Origin of the sequence: Acrocarpospora pleiomorpha (assembly GCF_009687885.1) — a bacterium.
Classification (GTDB): domain Bacteria; phylum Actinomycetota; class Actinomycetes; order Streptosporangiales; family Streptosporangiaceae; genus Acrocarpospora; species Acrocarpospora pleiomorpha.
The window spans coordinates 557,847-571,895 of sequence record NZ_BLAF01000004.1 but is presented as its reverse complement, the minus strand read 5'-3'; the positions used below and the strand labels follow the sequence as shown (position 1 = coordinate 571,895).

Here is a 14,049-nt window from a genome sequence, read left to right as displayed (position 1 = left end):
TCAATGGGTGAGGCGGCCGGCGCGGGACTCGAGGTAGCGGCGTTCGGGGAGGCTCAGGGTGCGGCGGGCGGCGAGGCGGTAGCAGGTCCGGGCCTCGGGCAGGTCGCCGGCGAGTTCCAGGAGGTGGGCGCGGACGGCGGCCAGGCGGTGGTGGCCGGACAGGGCGGGGTCGGACTCGGCTTCGGTCAACCTGGCCAGGCCCTCGCGCGGGCCGTGGACCATGGCGGTGGCGACGATGCGGTTGAGGGTGACCATCGGGCCGGGGGCCAGGGCGTGCAGCAGGTCGTACAGGCCGAGGATCTGGCGCCAGTCGGTGTCCTGCGCTCGGGCCGCCTCGGCGTGGACGGCGGCGATCGCGGCCTGGAGCTGGTAGGGGCCGATGAGGGCCGCGGCGAGGGTCTGGGTGATCAGTTCGACGCCTTCGGCGATGGCTTCGGCGTTCCAGCGGGTGCGGTCCTGCTCGGCCAGGGGGATCAGGGCGCCGTCGGGGCGGGTTCTGGCCGGGCGGCGGGCGTCGGTGAGCAGCATGAGGGCGAGCAGTCCGGCGGCCTCGCCATGGCCGGGGAGGAGATCGCGCAGCTGGCGGGTGAGGCGGATGGCCTCGGCGGTGAGGTCGGCGCGGCTCAGGTCGGGGCCCGAGCTGGCGGTGTAGCCCTCGTTGAAGATCAGGTAGAGGACTTCCATGACCGCGTCGAGGCGGGCGGTTCGTTCGGCCTCGGGGGGCAGGCGGAATTCGGCGCCGCTGGTTTTGATGCGCTGCTTGGCGCGGCTGATGCGCTGGCCGACCGTGGCTTCCGGCACGAGCAGGGCGCGGGCGATCTCGCCGGTGGTCAGGCCGCCCACGGCGCGCAGGGTCAGGGCGACCTGGGAGGTCGGGGTGAGCGAGGGGTGGCAGCACAGCAGCAGGAGGGTGAGGGTGTCGTCGGCGGCGGGCGCGGGATCGGGATCCGGCGGGGTCAGCGCGGCGGCGCTCTCCTCGCGCCGGCGCCGGGCCGAGTCCTCCCGCCACAGCTCGATCCGGCGGCGGGAGGCGACCGTGATCAGCCAGCCTTTCGGATTGGCGGGGATTCCGTCGCGCGGCCACTGCACGGCCGCCGCCAGCAGGGCCTCCTGGACAGCGTCCTCGCAGGTGTCAAAGCCGCCGTACCGGCGGACCAGGGCGCCGAGCGCCTGCGGCGCGAGCGCGCGGAGCAGGCCCTCGACGCCGGTAGACCGGGAAGCACTCGAAAGGCTCGATGGGTTCGATGGGTTCATGGCGCGTGCAGGTCCAGGATTGGGCGGACTTCGACCAGGCCGAATTCCGCCTCCGGGACACGCGAGCCGTGCTCGATCGCCCGCTCCAGGCTTTCGCACTCGATCAGGTAGAAACCGGCCAGCAGCTCCTTCGCCTCCGCGAACGGACCGTCGGCGGTCCTCGTCCGGCCCCCGGTCGCGGTCACCCGCCGCGCGGTGGCCGGATCGGCCAGCGCCTCGGCCACGATCAGCTCGCCGGAGTCGGCCAGGCTCTCCCGGAAAGCCAGATGAGCCTGGTAGCCGGCCTCACGCTGGGCCTCGGGAAGAGCGTCCCAGACCTTGCGGGTGGCCGGGTTAGTGTAGATCAGGATCAGATATTTCATCGGTGTCTTCCTGGGTAGCGGCATTTCCACACCCACCATGTCGAAACCGGCTCGTTGGTTTCTACGTCTCCATCGAGAAGAGACCGAGAGCAGGAGGGAACATCATGTTCGAGAACACCAAGGCGTTCAGCGGGTTCTCCGTGGACGACATCGCCGAGGCCAGGAAGTTCTACGGCGAGACGCTCGGGCTCAACGTCAGCGAGCGCAACGGTCTGCTGTTCCTGCACCTGGCCGGGGACCGCGACACCCTCGTCTACCCGAAGGGCGACCAGCACACGCCCGCGACGTTCACCATCCTCAACTTCCCGGTCCCGGACATCGAAGCCGCGATGGCGGACCTGAGGGCGCGCGGCGTCACCTTCGAAACCTACGAAGGGGTCGACGAGGACGGCGTCTTCCGGCGGGGCGGCCCGCTCATCGCCTGGTTCAAGGACCCGGCCGGCAACATCCTGTCCGTACTGCAGGAGGACTAGGCGACCCGGGGCGGGCGCCCATCAGGGGCGCCCGCCACGGCTAGGCCGCGTCTGGCGGCGGCTAGGCCCTGTCTCGCGCCGGTGGGGGTGAAGTACACCGCGAGATAAGGGACAGACCATGACGTACTCCAACGAGACCCGCACGCCCGACGCCGCCCTGCGCGCCCTGGACCGGCTGGTCGGCACCTGGACGGTGAGCGGCGGCGCGACCGGCACGGTCACCTACCGGTGGCTGGAGGGCGGCTTCTTCCTCGCCCAGGACGTGCGCCTGTGGCAGTTCGGCGAGCCCGTCACCGGCCTGGAGATCATCGGCCGGGAGCGCCCGCTCGGCGCCGAGCCCGGCCGGGAGATCAGGTCCCGTTACTACGACAACCAGGGCAACACCTTCGACTACGTGTATGAACTCGACGGCGACACCCTGACGATCTGGGCCGGGGAACCGGGCTCACCGGCCTACTTCAAAGGCGAGTTCGACGGCGACACGATGGCGGGCGCCTGGGTCTACCCGGGCGGAGACGGCTGCGACTCCATCCTGACCCGCGTCTGAGAAGATTCTCCCCGGCCGGATGTATGGACGACGCGCTCAGCCCTGACCGTCCAGCAGGCCCGCGTCGTGCACCAGCAGCGTGATCTGCACCCGGTTGTTGAGTCCCAGCTTGGCCAGGACGCTCGCCACGTGCGCCTCCACCTGCGCCACGCTCAGGAACAGCAGCACTCCGATCTCCTCGTCGCCGCGTCCCCGGCCGACGGCCACCGCGACCGCGTGCTCCCGCGCGGTCAACGAGGCCAGCCCGGCCCGGGCCACCGCCCGCCGCCGATCACGATCGGAGTCGGAGACCCGCGCGACCAGCCGCCGGGTGACCGCCGGAGACAGCACCGGCTGCCCCCGCGCCACCCGGCGGACCGCGCTCACCACCTCCGCCGCCGGGGTGTCCTTACGCAGGAACCCGGCCGCCCCCGCCCGCAGCGCCCGCAACACCCGCTCATCGGCGTCGGCCGCGCTCAACACGATCACCTCCGGCGGATCCGGCCGCTCCCGCAACACCACGATCGCGGCCAGCCCGTCCCAGGCCGACATCCAGATGTCCATCAACACCACATCCGGATCATGGCGCTCCACCATCGGCACGAGCTGCGCCCCGTCGCCCGCCTCTCCCACCACCCGCAGATCCGCCGCGGCCCCCAGCACCAGCCGCAGCCCCGCCCGCGACCGCGGATCCTCATCCACGATCAGCACGCCCACCGGTCCGCTCATGCGGGCCACGGTAGCCACACCAGCACCCGTCAGCCACCTTGTCCTCACGAACCGGCTAACGCGGTCCATGGAGAACCTGGTGACCGCGGTGGCGGCTGATCGGGTGGGTCACACGCTTACTTCGCCGTGGGCGATGATGCGGGTGAGGACGGGGAGGGCGGCGGTCGCCGTACCGGCCTGGTGGGCGGCGAGGGCGAGGGTGTCGACGGCGGGCGGGCGGAGCCGGTTGGGGATGGCCAGGACCGTCATGCCGGCCGCGTGGGCGGCGCGGATGCCGGGGGTGGAATCCTCGACCGCCAGGCATTCGGCGGGGGGCAGGCCGAGGAGTTCGGCGGCCAGCAGGTAGGCGTCGGGTTCCGGTTTGGAGGCCGGCACGTCCTCGTCGGCGATGACGGCCGTGACGTGGCCGGTCAGGCCGAGGGCGGTGACGGCGGCGTGCACGTAGCGGTGCGGGGCCGCCGAGGCCACCGCCACCGGAACCCACAGGGCGGCGGCGGTGAGGAGCTGGTAGGCGCCCTCCAGTAAGGCGATCCTGCCCTCGTGCAGGGCGGCGAGGGCGGCCTCGGTGCATTCGGCGTGCACCTGGGCCGGGTCGGTGCCGCAGGCGCCGGCCAGGAAGGCGGCCCAGTCGCCGCTGCCGACCAGGTCGCCCAGGTCGCCGTCCCGGCCGCCGTTGCGGGCGTGGTAGTCGCGCCAGATCCGGTCCCAGACGTGGCCGCTGGCGACCAGGGTGTCGTCGAGGTCGAAGACGACGGCACGCACCGGGGTCACGCTCCGGCCGGGACGGCCGCGCGGTGGGCCATCAGCTGCTCGATCGAGATCAGCGCCAGGCCGTGCTCGTCGGCGAAGACCCGCAGTTGGGGCAGGCGGGCCAGGGTGCCGTCCGGGTTGAACACCTCGGTGAGCGCGGCCACGGGAGGCAGCCCGGCCAGCCGTACCAGCTCGATGCCGGCTTCGGTGTGGCCCTGGCGGGCGGCGAGGCCGCCCTCGTCGGCGCGCAGCGGGAAGACATGGCCGGGGCGCGTCAGCTGGCGCGGCCCGGTGGCCGGGTCGGCCAGCAGGCGCAGGGTGTTGGCGCGGCTGGCCGCCGAGATGCCGGTGGTGCCGTCGGCGGCGTCCACCGAGACGGTGAACGCGCCGACGCGGGGGTCCTCGTTGAGGGCGACCATGGGCGGCAGGTGCAGCCGGTCCAGGTCGGCCCCCTCCATGGCCGCGCACACCACGCCGCCGCTGTGCCGGATCAGGAACGCCATCAGCACCGGCGTCATCAGCGACCCGGCCGCGATCAGATCCCCCTCGTTCTCCCGGTCCTCGTCGTCGATGACCAGAACGGGACGCCCCGCGGCGATCTCTTCGATCGCGGCGGCCACGGTGTCGAGCATGAGAACCCCCGAAGCGTTAACGCACAGTAGTCATAGAACTACGCCATACGCCGCCCGCGCGGCGGGTCACGACACACCGGGAGAGATAACCCATGACCGCTGATTTCCCGGAGACTTACACCTTCCCCCAGAGCCTCCTGAGCCGGATCGACAGCTCCGGGGCAGGCGATATAGCTTGCCGGGTGTGATGGAACGGGACGTTCACCCTGGCCAGCCGAAGCAGCCTGCCCGACGAAGCGGCTGACATGGACGTGTTCCTGGAGCTGCTCGTACGGGAAGCCTCGGCCGTCGAGTTCGAAGGGCCGGTGCTGCGGGCGCGGGCCGAAGGGGCCGGGGCGGAGACGCTGGAGCGGCTGGAGCAGGACAAGGTCGCGGCGTTGCGGGTCCGGGGGATGCTGCGGCGGCGGGCCCGGCGGGAGGCGGAGCTGTCGGCGCTGTTCGACACGGCCGGGGACCTGGCGGGGCTGCGGGATCTGGACGCGGTGCTGGCGGCGATCGTGCGGCGGGCCCGGCAGCTGCTGGGCACCGACGTCGCGTACATGACGCTGAACGATCCCGAGCGGGGGGACACGTTCATGCGGGTGACCGACGGGTCCTCGGCCGCGCGGTTCCGCGGGCTGCGGCTGGCGATGGGGGCCGGGCTGGGCGGGCTGGTGGCGCAGTCGGGCATGCCGTACAACACGGCGGACTATTTCGCCGACGAGCGGTTCCGGCACACCGTCACCATCGACGACGCGGTGCACGAGGAGGGGCTAGTCGCCATTCTCGGGGTGCCGCTGCGGCTGGGGGCGCAGGTCATCGGGGTGCTGTTCGCGGCCAACCGGAGCGCGCGGCCGTTCGCGCCCGAGGAGGTGGCGCTGCTGTCCTCGCTGGCCGCGCACGCGGCGGTGGCGATCGACACGGCGCGGCTGCTGGAGGAGACGCGGGCCGCGCTGACCGAGCTGAGCGAGGCCAACACGCTCATCCGGGCGCACAGCGACGCGATCGAGCGGGCCGCGGCCGCGCACGACCGGATGACCGGCCTGGTGCTGCGCGGCGGCGGCGTGGAGGACGTGGCCGCGGTCGTCACCGAGGTGCTGGGCGGGCGGCTGACCGTGCTCGACGAGGAGGGGCGGCCGCTGGTGGGGGACGCGGCCGACCTGGACGCCGGCGTGTCGGAGGCGGCGCGCTCGTCCCGCGCGCTCGGCCGGACGGTCCGGCGCGGTGAGGTGTTCGTGGCCTCGGTCGACGTCGGCGCGGCCCCGCTGTGCACGCTGGTGCTGCGCACCGCGGCCCGGCCGACCGACGCCGACCAGCGCATCCTGGAACGGGCCGCGCAGGTCACCGCGCTGCTGCTGCTGTTCCGCCGCAGCGTCGCCGACGCCGAAGGCCGGGTGCGCGGCGAGCTGCTGGACGACCTCGTCTTCCGGCCGGAACTGGACGGGCTGCACGACCGGGCCCGCCGCCTCGGCGTGCACCTGGACGAACCGCACGTCCTGGTCGTCGCCCGCCACGACGGCCAGCGGGAACGCGCCGCGTTCTGGGCCTCGGCGCAGGCGGCGATCGCCCACGGGCTGGCCGCCGCGCGCGGGCACGAGGTCATCCTGCTGCTGCCGGGCGACAAACCCGGCGTCCTGGCGCGGCGCGCCGCCGCCGAGCTGACCGCCTCGCTCGGCCAGCCGGCCACCGCGGGAGCGGCGGCGGTGCTCGGCGGGCCCCTGTCGGAGGCGTACCAGGAAGCGCAGCGGTGCGCGGACGCGCTGCGGGCGCTGGGCCGGGGCGGGGACGGCGCCAGCGCGGCCGAACTGGGCTTCGTCGGCCTGCTCATCGGCGAGGGCCGCGACGTGCCCGCGTTCCTGGCCGGCACGATCGGCCCGGTAGTCGATTACGACGCCCGCCGCGGCACCCACCTGCGCGCGACCCTGGCCGCCTACTTCGGCTCCGGCGGCTCCCTGTCCCGTACGGCCGAGACGTTGCACATCCACGTCAACACCGTCACCCAGCGCCTGGACCGGATCGGCCAGCTGCTGGGCGCCGGCTGGCAGGAGCCGGAGCGCGCCCTGGAGATCCAGCTGGCGTTGCGCCTGCACCGCCTGCGGGATGGCCCCTGACTCCATGGCAGGTGCGTGAGGTATGTGCGGTATCGCCATAGTCGCGGCGGCGCTCCGCTGCGTACGGTGAGCCAACCCACGCGACAAAGGAGCCGGTGGCATGAAGAACGAGCGGATCGCCACGTCCCGCCTGACCCAGAACGTCCTGACCGTGCCCGGCGCGGAGGGTGAGGCCGTGCTGTTCGTGCACGGCAACGTGTCCTCGGGCGCTTTCTGGCGGGACGCGCTGCGCGCGCTGGCCGGCACGCACCGGCCGATGGCGGTGGACCTGCGTGGTTTCGGGGAGACCGATCCCGAGCCGGTCGACGCCACCCGGGGGCTGCGGGACTACTCCGACGACGTGCTGGCGCTGATCGACGCGCTGGCGCTGGAGCGGGTGCACCTGGTCGGCTGGAGCATGGGGGGCGGGGTCGTCCTGCAGGCGCTGCGGGATCGGCCGGGGGTGGTGGCGAGCGTGACGCTGGTCAATCCCGTCTCGCCGTACGGGTTCGGCGGCACCGAGGGAGCCGACGGCACGCTGACCCACGCCGACGGCACCGGGTCCGGCGCGGGCGGCGCCAACCCCGACTTCGTCAAGCTGCTGGCCGAGGGCGACCGGTCGGAGGAGTCCCCGCTGGCTCCCCGCAACGTCTTCCGCACCGCCTACGTCAAGCCGGGCGCGGTCATCGAGGACGAGGACTTCTACGTCGACTCGATGCTGACCACGCGGGTCGGCGAGGGCCACTACCCGGGCGACGCCGCCACCTCCGACGCGTGGCCCGGCCTGGCCCCCGGCACGCGCGGCGTCCTGAACTGCCTCGCGCCCACCCATTTCCGCCTGGATCTCACCGAGATCGACCCCAAGCCGCCCATCCTGTGGATCCGCGGCGCCGACGACGTGATCGTCTCCGACACCTCGCTGTTCGACCTGGCCCACCTGGGCGTGCTCGGCGTCATCCCCGGCTCCCCCGGCACGCCCGGCCAGCCGATGGTCACCCAGACCAGGGCCGCCCTCACCGCTTACGGCAACTACCGCGAGGTCGTCCTGGACGACTGCGGCCACAGCCCGCACCTGGAGAAGCCGGCCGAGTTCCTCGCCGCGCTCGGTGCCCACCTCACCTGAGCATGTCCAGGTAGTGCGGGTTGATCATGACGCCCAGGATGTTGCCGAACGGGTCGACGAACGACGCGGTCACGAGCCCCTGGTGCCGTTCGGCTCTGGGTTCGTGTTCCTTGGCGCCCATGGCCAGCAGCCGCTCGCAGGCGGCGTCCAGATTGTCCACGTGCCAGTAGGCGACCGCGCCGCCCGGGCCGCTGAGCTGGCCGTGCGGTGAGTAGCGGCGGTCGATGAGGCCCAGTTCCTGCTGGTGGTCGCCGATCCGGAACTCCACGTAGGCGGGCCGCCCGTCGGGGCCCGGCCGGGTGAAGCACGGCTCAAGGCCCAGCAGTTCGGTATACCAGTCGAGCGCCGCCGGCATGTCGTCGGTAAAGAAACTGATCGTGGCGAGCCCCCGCAGCATGTCCTGCTCCTCTCGGTGTCTGCCTGGCACGCTACGCTCCGTCACCGGCGGTCCGGTCTCCTGACACGCCATTTTGAGACAGGCCTTGACGGACATATGGACCTGTAAACAATAATTACCATCGGGAAAGTAGGAATTACTGGAAAGGTGATGCGGTGCGGTCGCTCATCCTGCTCGGACTGGTCGGCTTCGCCGCTCAACTCGTCGACGGCAGCCTAGGCATGGCCTACGGCGTGACCTCGACCACGCTCCTGCTCGCCGCGGGCACCGGCGCGGCGGCCACCTCGGCCACCGTGCACCTGGCCGAGATCGGCACCACGCTCGCCTCGGGCCTGTCGCACTGGCGGTTCGGCAACATCGACTGGAAGGTCGTCGCCAAGATCGGCGTCCCGGGTGCGCTCGGCGCCTTCGCCGGGGCCACCTTCCTGTCCAGCCTGTCCACCGAGTCCGCCGCCCCGATCATGTCGATCATCCTGCTGACCCTGGGGCTCTACGTCCTGATCCGCTTCACCGCGTACGGCCTGCCCCGCGGCAACCTGGGCAAGCCGCTGCGCAAACGGTTCCTGGCCCCGCTCGGCCTGGTGGCGGGTTTCGTGGACGCGACCGGTGGCGGTGGCTGGGGCCCGGTCGGCACGCCCGCCATCCTGGCCAGCGGCCGGATCCCGCCGCGCAAGGTGATCGGCTCCATCGACGCCAGCGAGTTCCTGGTCGCCATCGCGGCCAGCGCCGGCTTCCTGGTCGGGCTCGGCTCGGAGAACATCGACTTCGCCTGGGTGGGCGTGCTCCTGCTCGGCGGGGTGATCGCCGCGCCGATCGCGGCCTGGCTGGTCCGCCACATCCCGCCGCGCATCCTCGGCTCGGCGGTGGGCGGTGTCATCGTCCTGACCAACGTGCGTACGTTACTGCGGGGCGAATGGGTGGACGCGCCCGGCGGCGTCCAGACCGTGGTGTATGTCATCATCGCGGCGCTGTGGGTGGCGGCGGTCGCCTACTCGGCCCGCGAGTATCGCCGCGAGAAGGCCATCGAGGCGGCCGACGCCGAACTTCTGGGCTCTGCCCCGGAAGAGGAGACCGCTCGCGCCTAATCCGTGTAGTGCCATAGGTGAGGTGACAGCCGTACGATCACGGCGACGGTCGTCACGGTGAGCAGGCCGCCGGCGCAGATCGTCAGCTGGGGGCCGAACGCGGAGGCGGCGACGCCGTGCAGCAAGTGGGCGAGTTGCGGGCCGCCCAGGAGCACGACGGTGAGCGAGCCCTGGATCCGGCCGCGCAGGGCGTCGTCGGTGTGCGCCTGGGAGATGGCGTTGCGGAAGGTGCTGAGCAGGAAGTTCACCGCGCCGCCGAGCGTCAGCGCCGCGAGCGCCAGCCACAAGTGCGGGGCCAGGCCGAGGATCACGACGGTTCCGCCCCAGACGGCGGCGGCGGATGCCATCAAAGCGCCGTGACGGCGGGCACGCGTGAACGTTCCCGAGACGACGCAGGCGATGTTGTCCGGCGCGCCCGCGGCGTAGGCCAGCCCGACCAGCTCGTCGAGGACCTGCTCGGGGTCCGCCGTGCCGGTCAGCACGTGCCGCAGGGACTCGGTCGCGACGACGGTGGACAGCCCGTCTGAGCACAGCAGGTAGCGGTCGCCGGGTTCGGCCGTGTGCACGGACAGGTCGGGTTGCGGCCCGCCGGTGCCGGTGAGCGCGCGGACCAGCAGCGAACGCTGCGGATGCGAGGCGGCCTCCGCCGGGCTTTGGCGTGGGCTACTGCCGCGTTCAGGATCAGGCCGGGTCGTTCGTCGTGTCCGCCCGGTCGGGCAGGAAGATCTCCTCGATGGTCAGGTCGAAGACGTCGGCGATGGTGAACGCCAGGGGCAAGCTGGGGTCGTATCGCTCGGTCTCGATGGCGTTGATGGCCTGTCGGGAGACTTGGCACCGGTCGGCCAGGTCGGCCTGGCTCCACCGGCGGGCTGCTCGCAGTTCGCGTAGTCGGTTCTTCATCGGTGCAGGCGGGTGCGCAGATCGGCGATGGCAAGCCAGATTGCCACCCCGCCGAGGAGGATCAGCTGCGTGAGCTGATGGAGCTGGATGACGCCCGCGGCGTCGAGCACGGTGGCCACTTGCAGTCCCACGAGGACTGCCGCGAAGGCGATGGCCATGCTTTCCAGCTGGATCTTGCGCAGATACTCGTCCGCACGCCGGAACGCCCGCAGCAGGACCCAGGCCACGGCGAGCGTGAACACGGCGGTAGCCGCAATCCACCAGGCCTTCTGAGCGGCGCTCTGGTCGGGATCACTGCCTAGCGCCAGGGCCACAAGGCCCAGAGTGGCCACGGGTAGGCCGTCGATAAGGACAGCGCGGCGGGCCGCGCGCGTCACTTGGTCCTGCTGTTTCACCATGGCACCAAGGTAAAGCATCCCTTCCATAAAGTCAAGCTTCCTTGACTGTATGGAAGGTTGACCTTACATTTTTGCCATGTTGAACGCGAGACGACCCATGAGCCTGACCCGACGCTCGCTGCTCGGCGCTGCCGCGGCGTCGGCAATCGCCCCCATCGCGATGGCCACCGCCCAGCCTCGACGCGCCGCGGCTTCACCCGGTCCCGCAGCAGGAGCCCGCACGCCGGCTCCGGTGCGGCTCACGCTGCCTGCACCGAGCGGCCCCCACCCGATCGGCACGGTCTGGTTGCACCTGGTCGACCGGGCACGCATCGATCCATGGCAGCCTTCCCGCCCGGCCCGTGAACTCATGGTCCAGCTCTGGTACCCCGCGCGCGCCGCCCATGGCCACCCGTTCGCGCCGTGGATGTCACCCGCCGCCGTCCCCTTCTTCGAGCAGGCACAGGGCATCCCACCCGGCACGCTGCTCCTGCCGACCTCCCATGCCCGGGTGGCTGCACCGGTGGACCGCGGCCGGTGCGGGCGGCCTGTCGTCGTGTACTCGCCCGGCCTGCGCAGCGACCGCAGCCTTGGCACTCTTTTGGTCGAGGAGTTGGCCAGCCACGGCTACCTCGTCGTGGCCATCGACCACACCTACGACGCCGACCAGGTCGAGTTCCCCGGCGGGCGCGTGGAGAGCTTCGCCATCACCGGTGACGTCGACGACGCCCTCATCGGCAAGGCCCTGGCGGTGCGCACCGCGGACACCCGGTTCGTGCTGGATCAGCTCACGGCGCTCAACGCCGGACACAACGCGGACGTCGGGCGGCGACGCCTCCCACCCACCCTCACCGGCGCGTTCCACCTGCCCTGCACCGGCATGCTCGGCCACTCCCTCGGTGGCGCCACGGCCGCTGCCGCCATGCGCGCGGACCGGCGCCTGCAGGCCGGCGTCAACCTGGACGGCAGCCTCTTATCACCCGCCACCGCGGGCACCGACCGGCCCTTCCTTCTGTTCGGCAGCGACCCCGGTCCGGGTCCGGAAGATCCCAGCTGGGACCAGTTCTGGGCCAGCCAGCCCGGCTGGAAACGCGAACTGGCCCTCACGGGCTCCACCCACACCTCGTTCACCGATCTCGAAACGCTCCTGCCCCAGGCCGCGCCCAGCCTCGGGCTCACTCCCAGCCAAGTCACGCAAGCAATCGGCACCCTCGCCCCATACCGCGCCATCCACGCGCAACGCGACTACGTACGAGCGTTTTTCGACCTTCATCTACGCCACCACGACAACCACCTGCTCCAGCACCCCTCACCCCGCTACCCGCAGATCCGGTTCATCCGCTGAGGGATAGACCGTCTCCCCCCGGACGATCGCACTGTTAGGCGTGGTGGTCAGAACGGCCCCGGTATCCACGGCTTCTTGCGGGCGGCGAGATTTCGGCTCCCGGCGAGCTATCCCGGATCATGCGCGCCAGGGACGACCAGGCCGGTCTCGTACGCGGCGATGACCGCCTGGGTTCTGTCGCGTAGGCCGAGTTTGCCGAGGACACGGCTGACGTGGGTTTTTACGGTTTCCTCGGTGACGGTGAGGCGGGCGGCGATTTCCTGGTTGGAAAGGCCCTCCGCGACGAGGCGCAGGACCTGCGTTTCGCGGGGGGTGAGGGTGGACGGTTTCAGGGATTTCGGGGGTTTCGGGGTTAGGTGGGCGAATTCGGTGATGAGGCGGCGGGTGATGGTGGGGGCCAGGAGGGCTTGGCCGTCGGCGATGACGCGGACGGCGTCGAAGAGGTGTTCGGCGGTGACGTCCTTGAGCAGGAAGCCGCTGGCTCCGGCGCGGAGCGCGTCGTAGACGTACTCGTCGAGGTCGAAGGTGGTGAGGATGAGGACGCGCGGGCCGGTGAGCTGTCTGGTCGCCTCGATGCCGTTCATGCCGGGCATGCGGATGTCCATCAGCACGACGTCCGGCGCGGTTTCGTGGCAGACCCGGATGGCTTCGGCGCCGTCCCCGGCGGTGCCGACGACCTGGAAGTCCGGCTGGGAGTCCAGCAGCCCGGCGAACCCTGTCCTGACCACCTGGTGATCGTCGACGACCACGACCCTGATCACGCTCATCCGGCCGCCTCTCCGGGCAAGCTGGCCTCGACCAGGAAGCCGCCGCCGGCGGCATGGCCGGTGCGCAGGTCGCCACCGACGGCCGTGGCCCGTTCCCGCATCCCAGCCAGGCCATGACCGCCTTCGTGGCCGCCTTCTCGGCCGTGGCTGATGACCGCGGGGCCGGGGCCGTTGTCGCGGACGAACAGTCGCAGCGCGTCTCCGGCGTAGTGCAGCTCCACGTCGACGGCCGCGCCGGGCGCGTGCCGCCGCGCGTTGGTGAGAGCTTCCTGAATGATCCGGTACGCGGCGAGCTCGACGCCCGGATCGAGCGTGACCGGTGACCCGCGCAAGATGAGCCGGGTGCCCGTCCCGGACGCGTCCCTGGCCTCGTCCAGCAGGTCGTTGACCTCGTCCAGGCGCAACCCCGGCTGAGGCCGCAGTTCCGGACGGGGCCGCTCCCCCGCCGTCGTGTCCTCGCGCAGGACGCCGAGCAGCCGCCGCATCTCGGTCAGCGCCGCCCTGGCCGTGTCCCCGATCGCGGACAGCCGTTCGGCCCCGGCGGGCGGCATGCCGGGGGTGGTCAGCCGGGCGTTCTCCGCCTGCACGGCCACCATGGAGATATGGTGCGCGACCACGTCGTGCAGCTCGCGGGCGATGCGCGCGCGTTCACCGCGCGCGGTGTGCTCCAGCAGCGAATCGGCGATCACCCGCCGGGCCGCCGTGTTCGCGGCCGCGTCATCGTGGGCCCGCCGGGCGATCCCGGCCAGCGCCGCCGCCGGGGCCAGGCAGGCCAGCACCATCGTGATCGTCCGCGCCTCCACACCCGCCAGCGCCAGGATCGGGAAGGGCGCGGCCAGCGGCAACGCGGCCCAGGGCGACCCGGTGCGCCCGAGCCGGTAGCCGGCCACCAGCTGCGCGCCCATCCCCGCCACCGTCAAGGCCTGGAAACCCGTGACCGACAGGACCGCCGCCGCGGACACGACCAGGGCCGCCGCGAACGGCTGCGTCCACAGCAGCACCAGCGGCAGCGTGGTCGCCACGGCGAACAGCACGAACGCGAGGTCCGGACCCCGGGCATGCCCGACCGACTCGATCACCGCCAGCAGCACCAGAGGCGCCCCGACCATGACGATCCGCGGGTCGTAGGTTCGGTCCACCCCAGCATTGTCCCTGGTCCGGGAGCCGCCGGCATCCCCCGCGCGTGGGATAAGGCCAGGCGGGGAAGATGGCTCCGCCGCGTGACGACCGCCCCGTACGGCGTTGCCTAGTCTGCCTGGC

Annotated in this window: 16 protein-coding genes and 1 pseudogene; 6 read left to right on the top strand and 11 right to left on the bottom strand. The window is 71.9% G+C overall.

What is annotated here, in order from left to right; translation table 11 throughout:
* Positions 1-1,254 (bottom strand): RNA polymerase sigma factor, encoded by a 1,254-nt coding sequence (locus tag Aple_RS02735; RefSeq protein ID WP_155342795.1) that lies wholly within the window; start codon positions 1,252-1,254, stop codon positions 1-3.
* Complete coding sequence (locus Aple_RS02730; RefSeq protein WP_155342794.1) at positions 1,251-1,616, bottom strand: YciI family protein; 366 nt, start codon at positions 1,614-1,616, stop codon at positions 1,251-1,253. The genes Aple_RS02735 and Aple_RS02730 overlap by 4 nt, the downstream gene beginning before the upstream one ends.
* A gap of 104 nt (positions 1,617-1,720) precedes the next feature.
* On the opposite strand from Aple_RS02730, the gene Aple_RS02725 reads away from it, so the two are divergent.
* Together Aple_RS02725 and Aple_RS02720 are read left to right on the top strand one after the other, a co-directional pair.
* Complete coding sequence (locus Aple_RS02725; protein WP_155342793.1) at positions 1,721-2,089, top strand: VOC family protein; 369 nt, start codon at positions 1,721-1,723, stop codon at positions 2,087-2,089.
* 118 nt (positions 2,090-2,207) lie between these two features.
* Positions 2,208-2,636: a hypothetical protein gene (locus tag Aple_RS02720; protein WP_155342792.1), complete on the top strand. Its 429-nt coding sequence runs from the start codon at positions 2,208-2,210 to the stop codon at positions 2,634-2,636.
* 36 nt (positions 2,637-2,672) lie between these two features.
* On the opposite strand, the gene Aple_RS02715 is transcribed toward Aple_RS02720, so the two are convergent.
* From Aple_RS02715 to ribB, 3 genes and pseudogenes are all read right to left on the bottom strand, one after another.
* On the bottom strand, positions 2,673-3,344 hold the full coding sequence (locus tag Aple_RS02715; protein ID WP_155342791.1) for a response regulator: 672 nt from the start codon (positions 3,342-3,344) through the stop codon (positions 2,673-2,675).
* A gap of 108 nt (positions 3,345-3,452) precedes the next feature.
* Entirely contained in the window at positions 3,453-4,115 is a 663-nt protein-coding gene (locus Aple_RS02710) for an HAD family hydrolase (protein WP_155342790.1), read from the bottom strand.
* 11 nt (positions 4,116-4,126) lie between these two features.
* Positions 4,127-4,726 (bottom strand): annotated as a pseudogene (gene ribB, locus Aple_RS02705) (3,4-dihydroxy-2-butanone-4-phosphate synthase); the annotation flags it as partial.
* A 245-nt stretch (positions 4,727-4,971) separates the two neighbouring features.
* Here ribB and Aple_RS02700 point away from each other — a divergent pair.
* Positions 4,972-6,816: a helix-turn-helix domain-containing protein gene (locus tag Aple_RS02700; RefSeq protein ID WP_155342788.1), complete on the top strand. Its 1,845-nt coding sequence runs from the start codon at positions 4,972-4,974 to the stop codon at positions 6,814-6,816.
* A 100-nt stretch (positions 6,817-6,916) separates the two neighbouring features.
* Entirely contained in the window at positions 6,917-7,918 is a 1,002-nt protein-coding gene (locus Aple_RS02695; RefSeq protein ID WP_155342787.1) for an alpha/beta fold hydrolase, read from the top strand.
* Here Aple_RS02695 and Aple_RS02690 read toward each other — a convergent pair.
* Positions 7,911-8,345 (bottom strand): VOC family protein, encoded by a 435-nt coding sequence (locus Aple_RS02690; protein ID WP_308805492.1) that lies wholly within the window; start codon positions 8,343-8,345, stop codon positions 7,911-7,913. The two genes, Aple_RS02695 and Aple_RS02690, sit on opposite strands and share 8 nt — an antisense overlap.
* Before the next feature lie 125 nt (positions 8,346-8,470).
* On the opposite strand from Aple_RS02690, the gene Aple_RS02685 reads away from it, so the two are divergent.
* Positions 8,471-9,400, top strand: a complete 930-nt coding sequence (locus tag Aple_RS02685) for a sulfite exporter TauE/SafE family protein (RefSeq protein ID WP_155342786.1) — start codon at positions 8,471-8,473, stop codon at positions 9,398-9,400.
* Here the strand turns inward: Aple_RS02685 and Aple_RS02680 are convergent.
* From Aple_RS02680 to Aple_RS02670, 3 genes are all read right to left on the bottom strand, one after another.
* Positions 9,397-9,966, bottom strand: a complete 570-nt coding sequence (locus Aple_RS02680) for a hypothetical protein (RefSeq protein WP_155342785.1) — start codon at positions 9,964-9,966, stop codon at positions 9,397-9,399. The genes Aple_RS02685 and Aple_RS02680 overlap by 4 nt on opposite strands.
* A gap of 115 nt (positions 9,967-10,081) precedes the next feature.
* On the bottom strand, positions 10,082-10,300 hold the full coding sequence (locus Aple_RS02675) for a helix-turn-helix transcriptional regulator (protein ID WP_155342784.1): 219 nt from the start codon (positions 10,298-10,300) through the stop codon (positions 10,082-10,084).
* Positions 10,297-10,698: a hypothetical protein gene (locus Aple_RS02670; protein WP_155342783.1), complete on the bottom strand. Its 402-nt coding sequence runs from the start codon at positions 10,696-10,698 to the stop codon at positions 10,297-10,299. Before Aple_RS02670 ends, Aple_RS02675 begins: the two co-directional genes overlap by 4 nt.
* Positions 10,699-10,795: 97 nt before the next feature.
* On the opposite strand from Aple_RS02670, the gene Aple_RS02665 reads away from it, so the two are divergent.
* Positions 10,796-12,022, top strand: coding sequence for an alpha/beta hydrolase family protein (locus Aple_RS02665; RefSeq protein WP_155342782.1), 1,227 nt, complete (start codon positions 10,796-10,798; stop codon positions 12,020-12,022).
* Between the two features lie 107 nt (positions 12,023-12,129).
* On the opposite strand, the gene Aple_RS02660 is transcribed toward Aple_RS02665, so the two are convergent.
* Positions 12,130-12,789 (bottom strand): response regulator, encoded by a 660-nt coding sequence (locus Aple_RS02660; protein WP_155342781.1) that lies wholly within the window; start codon positions 12,787-12,789, stop codon positions 12,130-12,132.
* Positions 12,786-13,928 carry a sensor histidine kinase gene (locus tag Aple_RS02655; RefSeq protein WP_218038079.1) on the bottom strand — a complete coding sequence of 381 codons (1,143 nt, stop codon included), beginning with the start codon at positions 13,926-13,928 and terminating at the stop codon, positions 12,786-12,788. The genes Aple_RS02660 and Aple_RS02655 overlap by 4 nt, the downstream gene beginning before the upstream one ends.
* Positions 13,929-14,049 lie beyond the last annotated feature (121 nt).